The sequence below is a fragment of the Pseudoduganella sp. GW821-FHT05F09 genome (assembly GCF_059419605.1).
The window spans coordinates 221,011-240,853 of sequence record NZ_JBWKSD010000009.1; the positions used below are offsets into that span (position 1 = coordinate 221,011).

18 protein-coding genes and 1 pseudogene are annotated in these 19,843 nt (G+C 61.3%); 7 read left to right on the plus strand and 12 right to left on the minus strand.

Annotated elements, in window-relative coordinates:
* Positions 1-71: 71 nt before the first annotated feature.
* From AC07S4_RS25940 to AC07S4_RS25955, 4 genes are all read right to left on the minus strand, one after another.
* A complete protein-coding gene (locus AC07S4_RS25940) occupies positions 72-506 on the minus strand; it encodes a hypothetical protein (protein ID WP_494989348.1) in 435 nt (144 codons plus the stop codon).
* Between the two features lie 312 nt (positions 507-818).
* Positions 819-1,100, minus strand: a complete 282-nt coding sequence (locus AC07S4_RS25945; RefSeq protein WP_494989349.1) for a hypothetical protein — start codon at positions 1,098-1,100, stop codon at positions 819-821.
* A 13-nt stretch (positions 1,101-1,113) separates the two neighbouring features.
* Positions 1,114-2,457, minus strand: a complete 1,344-nt coding sequence (locus AC07S4_RS25950; RefSeq protein ID WP_494989350.1) for an RHS repeat-associated core domain-containing protein — start codon at positions 2,455-2,457, stop codon at positions 1,114-1,116.
* 401 nt (positions 2,458-2,858) lie between these two features.
* Positions 2,859-3,197: a hypothetical protein gene (locus AC07S4_RS25955; protein WP_494989351.1), complete on the minus strand. Its 339-nt coding sequence runs from the start codon at positions 3,195-3,197 to the stop codon at positions 2,859-2,861.
* 387 nt (positions 3,198-3,584) lie between these two features.
* Here AC07S4_RS25955 and AC07S4_RS25960 point away from each other — a divergent pair.
* A pseudogene (locus AC07S4_RS25960) lies at positions 3,585-3,998 on the plus strand (IS481 family transposase); the annotation flags it as partial.
* A gap of 182 nt (positions 3,999-4,180) precedes the next feature.
* Here the strand turns inward: AC07S4_RS25960 and AC07S4_RS25965 are convergent.
* From AC07S4_RS25965 to AC07S4_RS25975, 3 genes are all read right to left on the minus strand, one after another.
* Positions 4,181-4,492, minus strand: a complete 312-nt coding sequence (locus AC07S4_RS25965) for a hypothetical protein (protein ID WP_494989352.1) — start codon at positions 4,490-4,492, stop codon at positions 4,181-4,183.
* A 13-nt stretch (positions 4,493-4,505) separates the two neighbouring features.
* Complete coding sequence (locus AC07S4_RS25970; RefSeq protein ID WP_494989353.1) at positions 4,506-8,723, minus strand: RHS repeat-associated core domain-containing protein; 4,218 nt, start codon at positions 8,721-8,723, stop codon at positions 4,506-4,508.
* 132 nt (positions 8,724-8,855) lie between these two features.
* A complete protein-coding gene (locus AC07S4_RS25975) occupies positions 8,856-9,767 on the minus strand; it encodes a LysR family transcriptional regulator (protein ID WP_494989354.1) in 912 nt (303 codons plus the stop codon).
* Positions 9,768-9,892: 125 nt separating this feature from the next.
* Between AC07S4_RS25975 and AC07S4_RS25980 the strand changes: the two genes are divergently transcribed.
* The gene (locus AC07S4_RS25980; protein ID WP_494989355.1) at positions 9,893-10,732 is read left to right on the plus strand and encodes a phytanoyl-CoA dioxygenase family protein; all 840 of its coding nucleotides are present in this window, start codon (positions 9,893-9,895) and stop codon (positions 10,730-10,732) included.
* Positions 10,733-10,741: 9 nt separating this feature from the next.
* Complete coding sequence (locus tag AC07S4_RS25985) at positions 10,742-11,557, plus strand: sugar phosphate isomerase/epimerase family protein (RefSeq protein ID WP_494989356.1); 816 nt, start codon at positions 10,742-10,744, stop codon at positions 11,555-11,557.
* Here the strand turns inward: AC07S4_RS25985 and AC07S4_RS25990 are convergent.
* The 4 genes from AC07S4_RS25990 to AC07S4_RS26005 form a co-directional block, all read right to left on the minus strand.
* Positions 11,548-13,593: a CHASE domain-containing protein gene (locus AC07S4_RS25990; protein WP_494989357.1), complete on the minus strand. Its 2,046-nt coding sequence runs from the start codon at positions 13,591-13,593 to the stop codon at positions 11,548-11,550. The two genes, AC07S4_RS25985 and AC07S4_RS25990, sit on opposite strands and share 10 nt — an antisense overlap.
* 93 nt (positions 13,594-13,686) lie before the next feature.
* The gene (locus AC07S4_RS25995; RefSeq protein WP_494989358.1) at positions 13,687-14,784 is read right to left on the minus strand and encodes an HD domain-containing phosphohydrolase; all 1,098 of its coding nucleotides are present in this window, start codon (positions 14,782-14,784) and stop codon (positions 13,687-13,689) included.
* An 85-nt stretch (positions 14,785-14,869) separates the two neighbouring features.
* Positions 14,870-15,151 carry a hypothetical protein gene (locus AC07S4_RS26000; protein WP_494989359.1) on the minus strand — a complete coding sequence of 94 codons (282 nt, stop codon included), beginning with the start codon at positions 15,149-15,151 and terminating at the stop codon, positions 14,870-14,872.
* A 102-nt stretch (positions 15,152-15,253) separates the two neighbouring features.
* Positions 15,254-15,688, minus strand: coding sequence for an EamA family transporter (locus AC07S4_RS26005; RefSeq protein ID WP_161074650.1), 435 nt, complete (start codon positions 15,686-15,688; stop codon positions 15,254-15,256).
* Between the two features lie 241 nt (positions 15,689-15,929).
* On the opposite strand from AC07S4_RS26005, the gene AC07S4_RS26010 reads away from it, so the two are divergent.
* On the plus strand, positions 15,930-17,153 hold the full coding sequence (locus tag AC07S4_RS26010) for a sensor histidine kinase (protein ID WP_494989360.1): 1,224 nt from the start codon (positions 15,930-15,932) through the stop codon (positions 17,151-17,153).
* A 30-nt stretch (positions 17,154-17,183) separates the two neighbouring features.
* Here the strand turns inward: AC07S4_RS26010 and AC07S4_RS26015 are convergent, their stop codons facing one another.
* Positions 17,184-18,422 carry a hypothetical protein gene (locus AC07S4_RS26015; protein ID WP_494989361.1) on the minus strand — a complete coding sequence of 413 codons (1,239 nt, stop codon included), beginning with the start codon at positions 18,420-18,422 and terminating at the stop codon, positions 17,184-17,186.
* Between the two features lie 127 nt (positions 18,423-18,549).
* Between AC07S4_RS26015 and AC07S4_RS26020 the strand changes: the two genes are divergently transcribed.
* From AC07S4_RS26020 to AC07S4_RS26030, 3 genes are all read left to right on the plus strand, one after another.
* Complete coding sequence (locus AC07S4_RS26020; protein WP_494989362.1) at positions 18,550-19,017, plus strand: MarR family winged helix-turn-helix transcriptional regulator; 468 nt, start codon at positions 18,550-18,552, stop codon at positions 19,015-19,017.
* 103 nt (positions 19,018-19,120) lie between these two features.
* Positions 19,121-19,465: a hypothetical protein gene (locus AC07S4_RS26025; protein ID WP_494989363.1), complete on the plus strand. Its 345-nt coding sequence runs from the start codon at positions 19,121-19,123 to the stop codon at positions 19,463-19,465.
* Between the two features lie 7 nt (positions 19,466-19,472).
* Positions 19,473-19,826, plus strand: coding sequence for a hypothetical protein (locus AC07S4_RS26030; protein WP_494989364.1), 354 nt, complete (start codon positions 19,473-19,475; stop codon positions 19,824-19,826).
* Positions 19,827-19,843 lie beyond the last annotated feature (17 nt).

Consider the following 19,843-nt stretch of genomic DNA (forward strand, 5'->3'; position numbering starts at 1 on the left):
GTGCTGCCGTAGATTTCATTGGCCTTGCTGGTCAGCTCGCCTGCGGCGTTGTATGTAAAGGTCCGACATCACTATCGTGCTAACAACTTATTTCTATCCCGTTTAAGCGACGACCGTCTAACGGACCAGTTACCCAGCCTGATGACATTCTGAAGCGATCCCGCACGCGCACCGAAATGGCCCTGCGCAGTAGCGCTGAAACGACCTTCGATAATCACGTAGTGATTGTTCAATTTGCGCCATGAGCGCCCTTGCGAATCACTCAACTCGATCGCCAGTGAGTTCTTCTCCATCGAATATTCAAAGTCTTCCCGGTGCAGATAGACAGCGTCGCCTTCAAACTCGAGGTGCATGAACCCAATAACGCGGACCAACTTTCCATCGAACAGCTCCGGAGTGGTGATCAACTGGATTATCGACACATCCCGGGGTTCGTCCGCGTGCACGGCGCCGCCAATCGTCAATGCCAAAAGAACAGATAGCAGCCATGCCGATACACTTCTCATTTTGTGCTTCCTCTAGGAGCAGTACGTTTGCCCATCGGTTCCTACCTGATTCTTCCGATACTTTCTATTTTTCCATCGAAAGCCCTTCCATTTGCGGTGTATCTCAAAACATTTCCGTTGGGAGCCCCATGAAGATAGCGTACTTTCTTAGCCGCTAAAAAATTAAAAGCCGTACCCGGAACCCGCGCGTGAAGCAGCGGGTTGGGGACGGCTTTATTTGTTGAAGAAGGAGGACTGCAGGCGTGGCCGATTTAGCTACCCATCAGTCCGTGTCCGATTGTCGGACCTGACTCCATGCCATCACGTTGCCGTTCAATACGATCCTACCACGAGCATTACGATCAACACATAGGCCGCGAAGATGGCTCCGGCAAGTAGCATTCTGCGCAAATAGTATTGCTCCTCGGGTGGATCGGCGCGCATTACTAATCGTGTCCAACTTCCCGCGAAATCATGCAGATAGTCAACCAAGGCCGTTTTACGAGCTAGCCGTAGCCGAGTGTACCGCACCGTGTAAAAAACAAACGCCGCCAGCGATGACACCGCCGGCGTGCATATCGCAACTACTGTCATCGCAATTTTTAGGTCGTTCATAGCGTCGAGGTCTCTATAGGCCTTTTAGGAACGGTATCAGATTGTTCCTAACTGACAAAGTAGCGCTCTGCTGAGCTGAGACCTGCGCTCCGAACTGTGGGCCAAAAGAAACCCCCACGCCACTCACACCTGAGGTATCCCGCTGCAGGCTCAGACCATAAGCCTTCGCCCCAATTTGAAAGTTTTGTTGCGTCGCGCGATCGTTTGAACAAAAATCGCCCTTCTGAACACCAAGCTCAACCGCAGCTCTGCCAAGCATACGTCCGGCACCGAGGCCTGGAATATCGGAAGTAACGATTACTCCTGCGTCCCACTTACCGTCAGTGTACGAGACCCCAACCGAGAAGTTTGCTCCCCCAACGAAAGGAACCTTGAAGGAACCGCCCAGCGTAACCATGACCAGCCCGGAAGGATCCACAAAACTGAGGGGGTTGCTACCAACATAGGCGTAGGTGTTTATGCCGCCAGCAAGACCGATGGGATCGGATTGTAGATAACGTCCAAGCGCAGCATCGTAATACCGGTTCCAGTTATACCACAACCCAGTTTCGGCATCCACATACTGCCCAGGGAAACCGACATTCAATCCTCCGACCGTATCGACCACAACCTTGCGGTCAAACGCCGCGTTTTCCGCGCGCCAAACGACTGCACCGGCGGTATTGCTCAGCACCTCGGGCCGGCCAAGGTGGTCATTGTGACTGGCGTAGAACTGACCACTCCGCACGATTCCCAGCAACTCACCGCCGATCCAAACGTAGCTGGTTGGCGTGGCGCCGGTTTCGGTCAACAGTTCCCCCTGCGGTCCATACACGTAGGCAGTACCCACGCCGATGTTTTTGTAAGCGCGCTGACTGTAGATGTTGGAGCGGTAGTCGCCGACCTGCACACCGCTGATGGTGACCGCGCTCATCCGGTTGAACAGGTCGTAGTCGTAGACACGGTTGCCGTCGGTGCGCGTTTCGGTGTGGACGTTGCCAATCGCATCGTAGCCAAAGCTACGCGATTTGCCGCCGCCGCTCCAGGAGGCGAGCCGATTGCTTTGCGTGTCGGGCGTAAATGTATAGGCCGTTCCTTGGCGGCTCTGGCCGGTACGGTTCCCTACGCTATCCCAATTAAAGCTCTGGGCGTCGCTGCTGCGGGTTACAGAGTTGATGCGGTCCGCAGCGTCATAGCCGAAGCCGGACGTCATGGCGCTGTACACGCCGTCACTGAGGCTGTTGATCAGGTCTGCATTGCTATAACCCAGCGTGACGTTGTGCACGCCGCTGCTGCTCATCTGCGCAATGCGGCCATCCGTGTCCAGCGTCACCAGGCGCGGCAAGCCGTTGCCGAAGCGCCAGGCATAGCGCTGCAAATTCGCCGGCTGGTACAGGAAGTTGGTAGCCAGCGTGGCCGACGCACCGGCGAGATTGCTGGTGATGCCGGAAACGCGGCCATAGCTGTCGTAGGCATACGCCGAGCAGCGTGCACCGCCGGCGCTCGCTTCGTGGCTGGACGTCCAGTCTTCGTCCGGGTTGGCTTCCTGTGCTTCGCTCCGTCGACGGCATACCTCACGCCCACTGTGTGGGCTGCGGTCCCGTCAACATCGTGCGGCTGGGGCCGCACCCGCGCTTAGACCGCGCCTCAATGCTGCCGGCCCTCCGGCGCTGCGGGCAACCCGCTGGGGCAGGTGCTCCTTCGCGTCAGGCCCCGGCGCCTGCCGGGCCCGCACGCTGTCCTGCGGCAGCGACTCCAATTCGACCCCGCCCTAGGGACTCAAGATTGAGGGCCTTGCACGAACCACAGCATTAGCAGCGCAATCAAAACGAGCAGGCCGACTGTTCCAAGGACATAGCCGATACGGAAGATAAGAGGCTCCTGTCGCCAAACCTCTCTGAACGAATCTCGATAACCCGGCTTGAATAAGCGCAATGGGTTCAGGCTACCGAGAAGGTCCTTGAGAATCTGGATGACGGTGACAAAGAGGTCCATCGTTATTGCACCATCGCCAAGCCCCATTGCAGGCAAGTTGTCGAGCCACCCTGGCCCGGCGACGACATTACTGGGCCAGTCGTCGGCAGCCTGGCGGCACCAGTCGGGTTGGATGCAGAGCACTGGAGCGGCGGCTGCGGAACATAGGTGCCGCTCACCAAGCGGACCGACTGAACCTTAGGACCCCAGGCATCGTAGGCATTACGCGTTCTTGAACTGAAATTCTGAATCGCACCATTTCGCATCTGATTGCCAATCCAAATCTGTCCGTTGATGTCGCCAGTCTCTCGATACATCGTCCCCTGAGGCATCACTTGCTGCAACCCTCCTGTGTCCACATTGCTAACGGGGTTGCCATCGACATATGCGTAGGTGTGCAGTTCCGTGCGATCATATTCCTCGTCGCAGCTGGCCTTTGTTTCGCGCTAAGGCTATGCTGGACGAGTTGATCGCGGACATGGCACAGCGATCATCAGGCCACCAGAAGATCGTCCCGGAGTCATTGAGAACATGAGCACGCGCATTCATCCACAAGCCCGCACCACCCCGAAAATCCGCCAGGAAATCAAGAATTCAGGGTTGTCTGACCGCGAGGCGGCCAAGGTATTCAACATCACGCGCGCCACGGCGGCCAAGTGGCTCAAGCGCGACGATGTCCAAGACCGCTCCCACCGTGCTCACACCTTGCATACGACCTTGAGCGCCGGCCAGGAAGCCATCGTGCTGTCGCTGCGCCAGACGCTGTATCTGCCACTGGACGACCTGCTTTACATTACCCAGCAATACATCAATGCCGACGTGTCGCGCTCGGGCCTGGCCCGCCTGCTCAAGCGTGAAGGCATGGCGAGGTTGGAAGACGTCATACCCGCAGCAGAGGGCGAGACGATCCAGGCCAAGAAGACCTTCAAGGACTACGAACCGGGATTAGGGAGACGCTCTCTTGCAGTCTTCTCTGCAGCATCAATATCATATTGTTCCAGCCCCGTCGGATCAATCCGGCACAATGAATTTCCCTCAATATATGCGTAGGAGGGTGTCAGGCTACCATTGGATGAACCGCCTCGGCAGCCTTGTTGAGGCGGTATTTCAGCAGCCTGCCAGGCGCGTCACGAGCCACGCACATTCAGCACAAATCCCAGAAAAACAAGCAGAGCCACACCTGCGGTGGCCATACCAACAGCCATGGAGAGGATAATCCCAATCAGTGCTGCTCCTTTAAATCCAGAATAAAAAACCCATCCATTATATGAAAACAAAAAAAGCAGCCCAACCATCAAAGGTATGTAGGTTCCATTATTTTCTCCAAGCATCGGCAAAACCCAGAGGTATCCTCCAATCAACGCACATAGGATAAGAACGGATGCAGCGAGGATACGGGAAAAACTAATAGCCCCCAACATCATACAGAGTTCATTCATCACCACCTCCATTCTACTCCGGGATTTTCACGCGAAGGCGATTTGCCAGATCCAATAGCTTGGCCGCCTCGCTTTTGCAATTGTTGGTCACGATTCCATTTGAATGTTTATTCCTCTCGTTGTTCATAGTGTCGAATGCCAACCGAACAAATGGGTCCAATGTGGCATCACCAACCCTCTGCGCGAGACCATCTTTCAATGCCTGCTGAGCGGTCTTCAGGTCGAGTGGTTGATTTAAATTCCATCCGCGCAAGTTCGCGTCATTTCCCCAGCTGTACGTCAGATCGATAGCCCCATCACTGCCAGTTGTAGCGACAAATGTATGAGTTATCGGATTGGACATGCTTCGTGCGGAGCTCCCAAAAACCTGCAAGTCCCTGTTAACCAGATATGTATCCAATCCGCTCGAATCAATGTGAGAAATTGGGTTACCAAGCGCATATGCATAGGTATTGATACCGCCCGCAAGGCCGATCGGATCGCTTTGGAGATAGCGACCAAGTGCGGCGTCGTAATAACGATTCCAGTTATACCACAACCCAGTTTCGTTATCGATATACTGTCCAGGGAAGCCGACATTCAAGCCACCAACGGTATCCACCACTACCTTGCGGTCAAACGCCGCGTTTTCCGCGCGCCAAACGACTGCACCGGCGGTATTGCTCAGCACCTCGGGCCGGCCAAGGTGGTCATTGTGACTGGCGTAGAATTGGCCACTCCGCACGATTCCCAGCAACTCACCGCCGATCCAAACGTAGCTGGTTGGCGTGGCGCCGGTTTCGGTCAACAGTTCCCCCTGCGGTCCATACACGTAGGCAGTGCCCACGCCAATGTTTTTATAGGCGCGCTGGTTGTAAATGTTGGAGCGGTAGTCGCCGACCTGCACGCCGCTGATGGTGACCGCGCTCATCCGGTTGAACAGGTCGTAGTCGTAGACACGGTTGCCATCGGTGCGCGTTTCGGTGTGGACGTTGCCGATCGCATCGTAGCCAAAGCTGCGCGACTTGCCGCCGCCGCTCCAGGAGGCGAGCCGGTTGCTTTGCGTGTCGGGCGTAAAGGTATAAGCCGTTCCTTGCCGGCTCTGGCTGGTACGGTTCCCTACGCTATCCCAATTAAAGCTCTGCGCGTCGCTGCTGCGGGTCACGGCGTTGATGCGGTCCGCAGCGTCATAGCCGAAGCCGGACGTCATGGCGCTGTACACGCCGTCAGTAAGGCTGTTGATCAGGTCTGCATTGTTATAGCCCAGCGTGACGTTGTGCACACCGCTGCTGCTCATCTGCGCAATGCGGCCATCCGTGTCCAGCGTTACCAGGCGCGGCAAGCCGTTGCCGAAGCGCCAGGCATAGCGCTGCAAGTTCGCAGGCTGGTACAGGAAGTTGGTAGCCAGCGTGGCCGACGCGCCGGCGAGGTTGCTGGTGATGCCGGAAACGCGGCCATAGCTGTCGTAGGCATACGTCAGCACCAGGCCGTACGGATAAGTCATGGTGCTCAGCCTGCCGACGGTGTCGTAGGTCCAGCCGTTCGTGTAGGTGCTGCCGTAGATTTCATTGGCCTTGCTGGTCAGCTCACCGGCGGCGTTGTATGTAAAGGTCATCTGGCCCGTGCCGTCGTTGGTGCGGGTCAGGCGGCCTTTTCCGTAGGTGCCTTCGTCATAGGTGAAGATGTTGGCAGTGCCGCCACTCGTGCGCGTGGTGGGACGGTCCAGTTTGTCCCAGCCGTAGGTAATGGTGACGTTGTCCGCCCGTGTCTCCGTGTACAGCCGGCCTATGCTGTCGTACGCGTAGGTGGTGGTGCCCGTGTCGGGGCTGGTGCGCGAGACCACATCGCCAAAGCCGTTGTAGGTGTACGTGGTCGTGAGCAGACGAGGATCTTGCACCGACTCCAGCATGCCGTCGTTGTCGTACGAAAGCGTGGTCACCCCGCCATCGGCAGCCGTGCTCTTGGTCAGGCGGTTCTGCGCGTCGTACTCGTAGCGGGTGACGTGGCTGGCCGCGTCGGTCATGCTCTCCAGATTGCCGTTGAGATCGTAGCGGTAGTTCACCAGCTGGCCCGCGTTGCCGGATGCAGTGTACGGCCGCCCCTGCGAATCGAGCGCGGTGGTGGAGCTAAAGCTGCCGGATACAGAGGCAGTGGGCGTACTGCCGGCGGCGACATGCCGTTCCGAACTGCTGGTAACGGTTTTATTGGGAGCGTTAATCGCCACGGTCTCGAACTTGCCGAGCGCATCGCCAGTTTGGTAGAGCCTGGTCGCAGCGTTGTAGCGATAGCGTTTGACGCGGCCATCGCCAAAATTGATGTCGGTGACCTGCCTGTTGTTGTTATACGTGAAGGTGGTCGTTCGCGTCCCACCGCCGGGCACGGTCAACGTCGTGCTGAGCAAATTCGTATTCGGCGCAAACACCAGGGTCGTGCTCACGCCATTGATATCGGTGTATGTGCCCGGGCGCCCCAGCCCATCGTAGTTGCTCCAGGACTCTTGCTGGTTCAGCCCGTTAGTGCGCGTTGCCATATTGCCGTAGACGTCATAGGTGATCGTCGTGACCGACGAGGCGCCCGCTGGCAGGGAGCGAGTGATGGTCTTGGTGGCGATCGTGCCGTTGACGTTGAAGGTGTAGGCGTAAGTGGTCTTCTTCTGCTTGCCGGTCTTCAGGTCGTCCATCGTGATACTGGAGATGCGGCCGTTCGCCACGCCGGAGTTGTAGTAGCCGTAGGTGGTACGGGCATAGGCAACCCCATTCGTGCCGATGAAATCGACATGGTCGATCTGGTTTCCCGACCAGACATTGGTTACCGTCAGCGCATCGGCCGTGCCATAGGCGGTCGTCACACTTTGAATCCGGCCGGCGCCATCGACGTTGTATTGCGTGCGGTTGCCTTTCCAGTCCAGCGTATAGTCAATGTAGCCTTGGGCCGTGTAGAAGGTGCTCGCGCTGGAAGCGCCGCACGTCGATGTGCCCGTGCGTTCGACGGAACTGATTTTTTGCTCGCCCAGCACAGCCGTAAAGTTATAAACCGTAGGCTGCCCGAGTGCATTCGTTACCGTGGTTTTGTTCGTTCCGTAAACAAAGCTGTCGCTATCTTCGCCGCCCGCCAGTGAGCTTTGACTGACACGCTTATCGGGATAGTAACTGTACGTGCTGTAGCGGACGCCGTTAATGGTAATGCCGGTTAATAAAGTCGGATCGGCGTTTTCGTACAGATAACCCCGGACGTCGGCGGTTTGACCTGCTTGCACCGGCGCGGTAACCGAGGTCAGCATGCCATTGGTGTTGTAGCCGTAGGTCCAAATCTTGGACGACGTATCCTTCAGCGTACTCACGCGCCCATTACTACCGTACGTCAGCTGGATAAATTTACCGTTGGTGTGGGTAATTTTATCCACGCGGGATGTGCCGTTGACGTACGTATAGCTGACGCCGACACCGCTGTTTTCAAGCACGCTGATAATATAGCCGCTTGCATCATAATAGTATTCGATTTCATCCTTGATCAGGATCCAGCTATTATTCGGCGTATACCAAAGCTCTCCGGTGGAGGCTGAACCGCCGACGTTATAGACATAGGTATCGCCTTCCGCCATCGTGGTGGCGGATTTGACGGGTGCCTTGATGAGGGTACGGGCCCGGCTGGCCCTGGTCTTCTCAGCGGAGGACATCGAGGCGGCCAAGACGATATTGCTGAACTTATAGGTGAACTTGGTCCCATCCGGCTGGGCGATGGTGACGGTCTCTGGAATGCAGTCTCCGGTTTGCTTGACGGAGCAGCCAGCCAGGGTGAACATCACCCGGGGAACCTCGATGCTCGACATCCAGTTGGGGCCGAACATCGCGCCGCTGGTCTGCTTGCTGCGATACATTCGGGATACGCCAAGCCCATACGCGCCGTGCGCGACGAAATCTATTTCCTCTTTGACTTTCTCGCCGGTGGCTAAAATGACCGGCTTGCAGGTCTTCGCGGAAGTTCCGGAATCTGATGCGGTTGACGGCTTCTGCTGTTCCTGGGTGGCGGGACTGCCACCTCCGCCGCCGCCACCGGTCGACGGCGTGCTACCACCGCCGGCCTCATAGAAAGTATCTCGACCATTTTGGCACGCATATTTCATCGCTCCCACATAGCCGTCGCACCTGTCCCCCGGCACAAAAACTCGTGGGATGTCACTATCCTGCGCAAAAATCGGGCTTACAAAGAAGCAACTACAAAACACCAAAGCCAATCGGAGAAATACTTTCAATTTAGCAGCCTCTTGGGAAATTTTAATTATTTACGAGGCGTAATTTATTCAAAAATTTCCTGCGAGTCAATTAAATATTGATTAACTTTAAAAAATTAATAACTACTAATTTGATATTTAATAATAAGCGGCTCACTCAACCAACAGCGCCTTATCCCACGGCGGCACCGGCTGGTATTCCGCCACCAGGAAGTCAATCAGCGCGCGGACTTTGGGCGAAGGCTGGCGGCTGGCGGGATACAAGGCACTCAGGTAGTTGAGCGGCAGCTCCCAGTCCTCCAGCACCGGCACCAGCGTGCCGTCGCGCAGCGCTTCGCAGGCGAGGAAGGTGGTGCTGTAGACAATGCCAAGGCCGCGCAAGGCGGCCTGGTGCAGCACGAGGCCGTTGTTCGCGGTGAAGGCGGCGTCGATGCGCACCGAGGTGCGCCGCTCGCCTTGGCTGAAGTGCCAGGTGGCGCCGTCCGTCAAATGGCTGAAGTGCAGGCAGCGGTGCTGCGCCAGGTCTTCCGGCGCCGCGGGCTTGCCGGCCCGCGCCAGGTAGTCCGGGCTGGCGCACAGCACGCCCTTGCACGGCGCCAGCGGCCGCATTGCCAGCGCATGGCTGTCGGGAATGCCGCCCACGCGTATCGTCAGATCAAAACCGTGCTCGATGGGGTCGAGCAGCGCGTCGTCCACGTAGAGCAGCGGCGTCAGTTGCGGATGCGGCAGGCTGAAGCGGGCCAAGGCGTCCGCCAGCCACATGCTGCCGAAACTGGACGGCGCCTGGATGCGCAGCGGCCCGGCCAGCTGGCCACCCGCCTCGCGCGCACCCGTAACCACTTGCGCGGCTTCCCGCGCTTGCGCCACCGTGGCCATGCACGGTTCCAGATAGGCCTGGCCCACGTCGGTCAGGCTCACTTCCCGCGTGGAACGGTGCAGCAGCCGCGCTTGCAGCTTGTCCTCCAGCTGCATGATGTGCTTGCTGACCATGGCGCGCGTCAGCCCCAGCCGGCGGCCCGCCTCGCTGAAGCTGCGCAGCCGCGCCACTTCCACAAATATTTCCATTGCTCTGAGCTGATCCATGCGCCATTGTCTTCATTTTGCAGACAATGTGTCAACCGTTTGCCGATTGTGACGCCGCCGGGGCAGTCGTACAATGGCGCACCATCCATATCAAGGGAGTCCCCGCCATGCTGAACGAAGCACAAAAGCAACAATACGAGCGCGATGGCTACATCGTCATCCCCGGCTTCAAGAGCCTGGCGGAGATTGCCGCGCTACGCGAGCGCGCCGCCAAGATTGTCAACGAATTCGATCCAAGCGTGGCGCAAGGCATCTTCACCACCAAGGACCAGGAAAAAAAGGCCGACGAGTATTTCCTGCGTTCGGACAACACCATCCGCTGCTTCTTCGAGGAAGAAGCCTTCGGCCCGGACGGCCAGCTGAAGCAGGCCAAGGAACTGTCGATCAACAAGATCGGCCACGCCATGCACGACCTGGACCCGGTGTTCCGCGCCTTCTCGGCCGATCCCAAGCTGGCCGCCGTGGCGCGCGACCTGGGCCTGGCCGAAGCCCAGGTGTGGCAGTCGATGTATATCTTCAAGCAGCCCGGCATAGGCGGCGAGGTGCGCTGGCACCAGGACGCCACCTATTTCGACACCACGCCCATCAGCGTGACCACCTTCTGGTTCGCGCTGGAAGACGCCACGCTGGACAACGGCTGCCTGTGGGCGGAACCGGGCGGCCACCGCACGCCGCTGCGCGAGCGCTTTGTGCGCAACGGCGACAATATTCGCGTGGAAAAGCTGGACGCCACGCCGTGGCCGGACGACTCCACCGCCGTGCCGCTGGAGTGCAAGGCGGGTAGCCTGGTGTGCTTCCACGGCCTGCTGCCGCATTACAGCGCACCCAACCGCTCGGCCGTGTCGCGCCACGCTTACACGCTGCATGCCACCGACGCGCGCACCGAATACTCGCCGCAGAACTGGATACAGCGCGGCGCCGACTTCCCGGTGCGCGGTTTTATCTAAGGACCGGCCATGCAGATCAAGATCTTCGCCCCGCACTGGGGCAGCAACGAGCTGGCGCCGCAGGTGTTTGTCGACCAGGTGGCGGCGGCCGGTTTCGACGGCATAGAGATGTCGCTGCCGCTGGACCCGGCCGCGCGCGCGGACTGGACCGGCCGCATTGCGGACGCCGGCCTGGCCCTGATCGCCCAGCAGTGGGAAACCGTGTTCCATCCGCAGTTCGACGCGCACAAGACGGCGCTGGCCGAGCTGCTGCACAACGCCTGCGCGGCGCGCCCGCTGCTGGTGAACACCCACACCGGCAAGGACTTCTACAGCCAGGAGCAGAACCTGGAGCTGATCGCGCTGGCGGACGCCATCTCGCAGCGGCACGGCGTGCCCATCGTGCACGAAATCCACCGCAGCCGCTTCAGCGGACACCCGATGCTGCTGCTGCCCTACCTGGATAAGCTGCCGCAGCTGCAGCTGACGGCCGACCTGTCGCACTGGTGCTGCGCCTGCGAATCGCTGCTGGAAGACCAGCCGGACACGCTGGCCGCCACGCTGCCGCACGTGCGCCACATCCACGCCCGCGTGGGCCACGCGCAGGGTCCGCAAGTGGCGGACTTCCGCGCGCCGGAAGCGGCCGATGCGCTGCAGGCGCACTTGCAATGGTGGGACCGCATTGTGGCACTGCGCCGCGCCGCCGGCGCCGAGGTGATGACCATGACGCCGGAATTCGGCCCCGCGCCCTATCTGCCAACCCTGCCCTACACCGGCCAGCCGGTGGCGAACCAGTGGGAACTGAACGTGGCCATGCTGCAGCTGCTGCGCGCCCGCTACGGCTGAGTCAGCGCCGCCCGGCGCAGGCCTTGCCCTGCGCCCGGCCCTTCACCCTCGCCTTCATCGCCATCGCGCGCCGGCGCCACCAGCGGCAGCACCAGCGTCACGGTGGTGCCCTGGCCGGGCTCGGACTGGATGGCAATGGTCCCGTGCAGCACGCCGGTCACGATGTTGTAGACGATATTCATGCCCAGCCCCGAGCCGCCCTGCCCCATCTTGGTGGTGAAGAAGGGATCGAAGATCTGGTGCAGCGTGCGCGCCGACATACCCACGCCGTCGTCGCTGAACTCGATCTGCGCCTGGCCGTTGCCCTGCGCCACGGCGCGCAGCCGTATCACGCCGCTGTTGAGGCCCTCGAAGGCGTGCAGCATGGCGTTGTTGATCAGATTGCTCAACACCTGGCTCACGCTGCCCGGATAGGAATCGAATTCCAGCTGCTCCGGCACCTCCACCACTACCTCGCAATTGGCTCGCCGCAGCTGCGCGGCGAAGGTGGCCAGCACGTCGCCCACCACGCCGGCCAGCAGGAAGCGGCGGCGCTGGCCGCTGGTCTGGTCCACCGCCACCTGCTTGAAGGAGGTGATCAGTTCCGCCGCCCGGCTCAGCGAGCTGGCGATAATGGCGCAGGCCGTGCGCGCGTCGTGCAGATGCGCGTCCAGCGCCGATTTCTTCACGCCGCCGTCGGCCAGCTTGCTCTCGAACTCGGCCACCATATCGCTCAGCGCGGTGGCCGTCAGCAGGCTGTTGCCGATGGGCGTGTTCAGCTCGTGCGCTATGCCGGCCACCAGCGCGCCCAGCGACGCCATCTTCTCCGACGTGATCAGATTGGCCTGCGCCTGCTTGAGCGTGGCCAGCACCAGCGTCAGGTCGCGGTGCGCCAGCTCGGCGTTGGCTTTTTGCGCGGCCAGCTCGTCCAGGCTGCGCTCCAGGCCGTGCTGCGTCTGCACCAGCGCGGCTTCAGTTTTTTCGCGCTCGGCGATGTCGCGCCGCAGCTGTCCGGCCAGCGCGCTGTTGCGCTGCGAGGCCACCAGCAGCATGGCGATCAGCGCGCTGATCAAGGTGCCGGCGGCGGCGATCAGGCCAATGCGCAGGCCGCCGCTGCTGTAGCGCGTACCGGCGTGGCCCTGGAACTGTATCAGCCAGCGCCGCTCGCCCACGTTGAAGGTGGCTTGCGTGCTCAGGCCCGGCAGTGGCAAGGCGCGCGCGCCGCTGCCGATCTTGCCGGCGCTGTCGTACATCAGCGTGTCTTCCGTTGCCGGCAGCGGCGTGTCGTCGCGCAGGTAGCCGCCGTCGTGGATCTGGATCGACATATGGGCCAGCATGGGCGTATCGATCACTTCGCGCATCAGGTTGTTGACACGGAACACGATGGCGACAAAACCGATCAGCGCAGCGCGGCGCTGCTCCACCGTGTCCAGCGGGCCGTTGCGGTACACCGGCGCGCGCGCCACGAAGCCGGGCTGGCCGCTGGCGTCCTGCACCAGCGTAATGCGCTCGGTGGCGATGATCAGGTTGCTGTCGCGCCCCATTTCCAGCGCCCTTCTGTGCGGCGGCAGCGCGGCCAGGTCCAAGCCGAAGGCGCTTTCATTGCCCACCATGGGCTCGTTGTATTCAATGATGTAGTGCGGGTCGCGCACGGCGGCCGGGTGCAGCGTGAACTGGGGATAGCCCTCCGCCAGCAGGCTGGTGTCCGCGCGCACGCCGGCGGCAAAGCCTGCCAGCTGGGCGGCCGGCACCACGCGCACAAACTGGATGGCCTGGAAGCCGGGATAGCGCTCGGACAGGCGCAGCTCATGCACGTAATGGTTGAACTCGGCGCGGCTGACATTGCCGTTGCGCACCGCATACATGCCTTTGATGCTGAGCAGCGTGTCGAAATAGGTTTGCAGGCGCACGCTGGTGTCGCGTGCAATCTTGTCGGTGTCGCGCTGGAAGCTGGTGCGCAGGTTGTGCTGCTGGGCGTCGGACACGAACATGCACACCCACACGGTAATGCAGATGCCAAGGACAAACGCCAGGAAACCGTGTATGCGCAAATGCATGTCTATGCTCGACGTGAAACGCGGCGATGCAGCCTGCCGCAGGGCTGAAACGACTATAGCATAGCCCTGCGGCTACATATACAAAAGCAACGCTTATTGCACAGCGTCCTGAAACTCCGCAGCAATTTCCATGAAACGCTGCTCGGCCATCAGCATGGCGTCCACCACGTCGGGGTCGAAATGCTCGCCGCTGCCCTGGCGTATCAGCTCGATCGCGGTCTCGTGGGTGAAGGCCGGCTTGTAGACGCGCCTGGAAATGAGCGCGTCGTACACGTCGGCCACCGCCATCAGCCGCGCCGACACCGGAATGGCCTCGCCGGCCAGGCCCTGCGGATAGCCCGAGCCGTCGAACTTCTCCTGGTGCGAATAGGCGATCTCGCGGGCGAAGCGCAGGAAGTCGTTGGAAAAGCCCAGGTGCTGCTCCACGCCGGCGATGGCGTCGCGGCCGTAGACGGTGTGCAGCTTGATCTGCTCGAACTCCTCCGGGCTGAGGCGGCCCGGCTTGAGCAGGATGGCGTCCGGGATGCCCACCTTGCCGATGTCGTGCAGCGGCGCGGCCTTGTACAGGAAATCGATATTGCGGTTGCTCAGCTCGTGGTTAAAGCGCGGATGGTGCTTCAGTTCGCGCGCCAGCGCCACCACGTAGCGCTGCACGCGGTGGATGTGGTTGGCGCTTTCATGGTCGCGCGTTTCGGCCAGCGAGGCCAGCGCCCAGATCACCGCGTCCACCATCATGGTCAGTTCCACCGTGGTTTCCGTCACCAGTTCTTCCAGGTGCAGGCGCTGGCGGGCCAGCAGCTCGGCCGAACGCCGCAGCTGCAAATGCAGGCCCACGCGCGCCAGCACGGTTTCGGGCACCAGGGGCTCGGTGATGACGTCGGCCGCGCCGTCGCAATGGCCGCGCTGCTCGAGCTCCGGCTGGCCGGGCGGCACCATCAGCAGCAGCGGCAGGCCGGCCGTGTCCGGATTGCGCTTGAGCTGCTGGCAGACGGCAAAACCGTCCACCTGCGGCAGCCCGGCGTCGAGCAGCACCAGGTCGGGGCGCGGTATCTGCTGGGCGATGCGCAGCGCCGCCGGGCCGTCGGCGGCCAGCTTCACTTCGTAGAGGTCTTGCAGCAGGCCGTTCAGCCACAGCAGCTTGTCCGGCGCGGCGTCCGCGATCAGGACGATGGCCTTGTTGTTGTCGTTCATGGACTGCGCCCTCCTGACTGGTTTGATCAGTAATTATTACCAGCCAGCATCATACATGAGGGAGCAGCGCAGGATGGAACAACACCTACTCGCACAAGGCGGGGGTGCCATCCTCGAACAGGGCGCCGAAGCAGCGCGTGCAGTGGTAGCAAAACAAATGGGCGATGCGCACATTGTCCTGGCGCGGCACCAGCTGCAGCTGGCCTTGCCGGCAGGCCGGGCAGAATTCGCGCATGGCGCCGACGGCGGCAACGTCGCCGGCCAGATAGGTATCGTCGCAGCGCTCGCCGTCGATAACCGTGACAGGATCAAGTTCAACCAGGAGCAAGGCCGGCGCCTCGCCGCGCAATTCAGGTGTCCGTTTCATTACATTCGTCCCCTAGCCGCCTTCTGGAGAAGCGGACTGTATCACCTTAGCCAAATCGTACTTCACTGACAAGCAAAACTTTCAGCACAATGGAATCCGCTGTCAGCCGTATTTGACGATCACCAGCGAACCGGCAACGATCAAGCCCCCGCCCACGCAGACCGCCCAGTTCAGCTGTTCGCCCAGCACCACGACACCGAGCAGGATGGACAAAGCAACGCTGAGCTTGTCGACCGGCGCCACGCTGCTGAGCGGTCCCAGCTGCAAAGCGCGGTAGTAGCACAGCCACGACAAGCCCGTCGCCACGGCGGAGAGCACGATAAAGGCCCAGCTGGACCAGCTGGCCTGCGGCGGCCGCTGCCACTCATTGCGCAGCGAAATGACGCAGGCCGTCACGCCCACGATCACGATGGAGCGCACAAACGTCGCCATATTCGAATTAAGCTCCGTCACCCCCAGCTTGCCCAGCAGCGAAGTCAGGGCGGCAAAGAAGGCCGAACCGAGTGCGAACCAAACCCATTGTGCGTTGGCGGCCATAGTATGTGCGGGAATAGAGGGAAGACTGGCGCAGAATATCACCGCTGGCCGGCCGGCGCTGGCTGGGCGCGCGCTGTGACGATCTTGCAACACGGCGGGTCCGGCGCCCCCCTGCTGGGCGCCCGCAGTTAACGCGCTCCTCACGCCTATTTGACAAAGCGTTGACGGCGCGGATGCTAGTTTCCATCTTTCCGACTGCCATCGCCTGTCCCGTGCCCGCCATTCCCTTCCCCAGCAAAGCATGCTGACCATGTCCCTGCGCCGCCGCATCACCGCCGCTTATGCCTTGTATGCGCTGGGCCTGGTGATTTGCTTCACGCTGATCACCACCTTCACCGTCGAAGGCATAGAAGGGCATCTGGTGGACGCCCGGCTGCGGCAGGCGGCGCTGTGGGCGGTGCCGCGCCATGCCGCCGGGCTGACGGTCGAAATGCCGGCCGGAATCAGTTTCCATCAGGATCAGGAAATACCGCATGCGCTGCGCGACCTGGCCGACGGCATGCACGACAAGCACATCGAGGGGCACGGCCTGCACATCCTGGCGGGCAGCGCCGAGGGCCGCCCCTGGGTCGTGGTCGACCACCAAAGCGACTACGACAAGGTGGAGGTGGTGGTGTATTCCATGGTGGCCTGCTGCATGATGGGCTTCCTGGTGTTCTCTTACTTCCTGGCGGGCCATCTGGCGCGCGGCGTGATCAACCCGCTTGCGGCCTTGTCGGATGCGGTCGCCTCAGGACAGCCGCTGCCCGATATCGTCCACCCGCGCGAACTGGCCGAGCTGGCCCGCGCCCTCAATGAGCGCACCTGCTCGCTGCACCAGGCGCTGGAGCGCGAGCGCTGTTTCGCCGGCGACGCCAGCCACGAACTGCGCACCGCGCTGACCGTCATCCTCGGCGCCGCCGAGGTATTGCAGGCGCAGCAGGGCGCGAACTGCTCTGAAAAGTCCCCCGTCCAGCGGATACGCCGCGCCGCCACGGAGGCCGGCGAACTGGTGCAAGTGTTGCTGCTGCTGGCGCGCGCGCCCACGGCCGCGCACGCGGCCCCGGTGGACATCGGCGCCATCGTCGCCAAGGCGATGGCGCGCCACGCAGCGCTGGCCTCGGCCAAGGGTGTGCGGCTGCGCCTGGCCGATTCGCTGGCGTTCACGGTCCATGCGCCGGCCGAGCTGTGCGCCGCCGCCGTCGGCAACCTGATCCAGAACGCCTGCATCTACACCGAAGCTGGCGAAGTGGCGGTGCGCTATCGGGCGCGGCAGGTGGTGGTGGAGGACACGGGCGGCGGCCTGCCCGCCGCAGTGCTCGCCGCCATCGCGGACCAGGCCGCGCCGCCGTCGCAGGGATCGGCCGGCACCGGCCTCGGGCTGAGCCTCACGCAGCGCATATGCAGCTACCTCGGCGGCAGCCTGGCCTACGAGCCCACGCCGGCCGGCGGCAGCCGCTTCACCATCACCTTCGCCGCGCCGTAAGGCCGCCAACCGCGGCGCTTCGCGGACCGCTCAGAACTGCCAGCGCACCGAACTGGTCACGCTGCGCTCGACTTGCCCCGGACGCAGGCCAATCATGCTGCGTGCAGCACGCTGGCTGTCCACCGCCAGCAACTCCATCGCCAGCGTCACCCCAGCGTCAAGCGGCCAGGTATAGGCCAGTGCCAGCGACCTTCCCTTTTCATTGTTGGGATCGGACGGCAGCACGTCATGCTCGCTGGTGCCGAAGCGGTCGTAGCGCAGCGCCAGCCGGCCAGGCCCCACGGGATGGCTGGCCAGCACATACCAGGCCCGGAAGTCCAGGGCAACGGCGTTTTTCCCCATCAGCGTATCGCCGTGCATGGCCTGCGCCAGCAATTCCCAGCCGCCGCCGGGCCTGAGTACCAAGCTGGCGTGGCTGTAGCGGGTGCGCCAGCCGTACTGGCCATCTTTGACCACCAGCGGGTCGGCGCGGTTGTCATAGCGCTGGATGGCGAGTTCCACCCGCTCGCCCTGCTTGAAGTTGCCGCCGATGTAGTAGCCGGGCCGGCCATCAATTTCCCGGAACGGCCGGATGCGGCGGTCCTGGCGCGGAATGGCGCCGTCGGCGCGGTAGACCGGCAGATCGGCCAGCAGCACCGCCTCGTGGCGCCCGGCGATGCGGTCGCTGATGGTCCAGCCGCGCCAGGCCAGCAGCGTGCCGGCCGGATCGTTGCCGAAAAATGTACCCAGCGTCAGTCCGAAGTCGTAGCTGGCGCCGCTGTAGCGGCCCAAATGCGTCAGCTGCATTTCCGCGCCGTTGGTGCGCAGCTCCTCGCCTATCCAGCTATTGATGGCCGAGCTCGATATGGTGCGTTCCGGGGTCCAGGCGATGCCGGCATAGTCGATTTCCACGCTGCTGGGCGCGAAAAAGAAGCCCGCCTTCATCCGCAATTTCCACGCATTGACGGGCAAGGGACTCCAGCCCAGCCACGCTTCGCGCACATCGATACGGCCGTGATGCTGCGTATCCGCGCTCAATACCGCCGACGCGGACAGCGTGTCGGTCAAGTCGGCATCCCCCCGCAAGACGGCCTGGCCAATTCCCAGGCGGTTCGAAGCGCCGTCATAGCGGAGTTTGCCCAGGCCGGCATCGGTCCAGCTGCGCGCCGCATCGGCTTCGACCGCGCGCACATCGAGCAGGCCGCGCCACTCGGCCGCACTGGCGCCGGCGCTCCAGGCCAGCACGCTGCACCAACTTATGCAGGCCAGACTCTTCCCAAGTGCACACATGCCGCCTTCTCCCAGAGCAATTTTGACCATGCGCGCATGATAGCGGAAAGCCTGCGCCACCCATTCATCACAACTATATTGCGAGAGTTTGCTTGCAATTGAATAGTGCACTATCTATACTGTGCACATGGATACCACTACCGACACTACCAATCCCGCGCTCCGCCACGTGCCGCGCCTGGACGGCCAGCTGTGCTTCGCCCTGTACTCGACCTCGCTGGCGATGAACAAACTGTACCGCAAGCTGCTGCGCAAGCTGGGGCTGACCTATTCCCAGTACCTGGTGATGATGGTGCTGTGGGAAAAGAACGAGCAAACCGTGTCCGAGCTGGGCGAGCGCCTGTTCCTGGACTCGGCCACGCTCACGCCGCTGCTCAAGCGCATGGAGCAGGCCGGCCTGCTGACACGCACGCGCTGCCCGAACGACGAACGCCAGGTCATCATCGCCCTCAGCGAGCACGGCGACGCGCTGCGCCTGGAAGCGGCCAAGCTGCCCCCGGAAATCCTGGGCGCCACCAACTGCACGCTGGAGCAGGTGGTGGACATGAAAGAACAGCTCACCACGCTGCGCGACAGCCTGATGAAAAACGCCTGACCCCGCCCCACCGCCGCCTTGCGCGGCATCAAGCTGACACCGGCGCAAACCGTATTTCGTGGGCGTAGAATGGCTTCATCTGAGGTGCAGCCGGAGATCAGCAATGAACGCGCCACAATTCTTGCTCAAAGAATATTCTGAGGATGTTCGCCACCACGTTGAACTAGCTCAGCAAGTCATACAAGAGCTGAGTTTGACCTTAAGCGGCACGCCGGAAATACACCCTTGTTACTGGCCGGACGACGATGAACCAGGCGACTGTACCCCGCAAGATTGGACTCACGATAGCGTCGATGGGAAAATACTATTTTTTAACGTGGCGGGTGATACCGAAACAATGGTAGCGGCAAATCTGGCGCTCGCGGAAAAGGAATTACAACACCAAGTTGTGCGAGACGGCCAATTCACCATCGTCTTCATCGCTGGCCAAGATGGTCACACCTGCTGACCTTTTATTGACAGCCACCAGCATTGGCCAACTCGCTGGCACTGAAGCCAATATTCGCTCTGCCATCAGTCGCTACTACTACGCGGCTTATCACTGCAGCCACCAATTCCATGCCAAGTTGGCAATGCCTGGCCAGCCAGGCCGTGCATATGGCCGTCATAATCAACTCATCTCAAAACTGGCCAATCCATCACCGCAGCTTCCCCGGCACCTACAAGTGAGTTCGCTTGCAGTCGGCCGTGCCCTACTCTCGATTCGAAATCTGCGCATCCCGGCGGACTATCACTTAAACACAAGCTTCTCAAGCAAGCAACTGAGTCAAGCTGCGCAGCTTGCCGCGACCATCTTCGCGTTGACCTGACTTTCAATGTATCAACC

Coding starts and splice junctions, on each gene's coding strand:
- AC07S4_RS25990 (WP_494989357.1), bottom strand. CDS start 13,593: ATGCATTTGCGCATACACGGTTTCCTGGCGTTTGTCCTTGGCATCTGC.
- AC07S4_RS25985 (WP_494989356.1), top strand. CDS start 10,742: ATGCAGATCAAGATCTTCGCCCCGCACTGGGGCAGCAACGAGCTGGCG.
- AC07S4_RS26015 (WP_494989361.1), bottom strand. CDS start 18,422: ATGTGTGCACTTGGGAAGAGTCTGGCCTGCATAAGTTGGTGCAGCGTG.
- AC07S4_RS26010 (WP_494989360.1), top strand. CDS start 15,930: ATGCTGACCATGTCCCTGCGCCGCCGCATCACCGCCGCTTATGCCTTG.
- AC07S4_RS25945 (WP_494989349.1), bottom strand. CDS start 1,100: ATGAACGACCTAAAAATTGCGATGACAGTAGTTGCGATATGCACGCCG.
- AC07S4_RS25975 (WP_494989354.1), bottom strand. CDS start 9,767: ATGGAAATATTTGTGGAAGTGGCGCGGCTGCGCAGCTTCAGCGAGGCG.
- AC07S4_RS26020 (WP_494989362.1), top strand. CDS start 18,550: ATGGATACCACTACCGACACTACCAATCCCGCGCTCCGCCACGTGCCG.
- AC07S4_RS26005 (WP_161074650.1), bottom strand. CDS start 15,688: ATGGCCGCCAACGCACAATGGGTTTGGTTCGCACTCGGTTCGGCCTTC.
- AC07S4_RS25980 (WP_494989355.1), top strand. CDS start 9,893: ATGCTGAACGAAGCACAAAAGCAACAATACGAGCGCGATGGCTACATC.
- AC07S4_RS25940 (WP_494989348.1), bottom strand. CDS start 506: ATGAGAAGTGTATCGGCATGGCTGCTATCTGTTCTTTTGGCATTGACG.
- AC07S4_RS25965 (WP_494989352.1), bottom strand. CDS start 4,492: ATGAATGAACTCTGTATGATGTTGGGGGCTATTAGTTTTTCCCGTATC.
- AC07S4_RS26000 (WP_494989359.1), bottom strand. CDS start 15,151: ATGAAACGGACACCTGAATTGCGCGGCGAGGCGCCGGCCTTGCTCCTG.
- AC07S4_RS25995 (WP_494989358.1), bottom strand. CDS start 14,784: ATGAACGACAACAACAAGGCCATCGTCCTGATCGCGGACGCCGCGCCG.
- AC07S4_RS26025 (WP_494989363.1), top strand. CDS start 19,121: ATGAACGCGCCACAATTCTTGCTCAAAGAATATTCTGAGGATGTTCGC.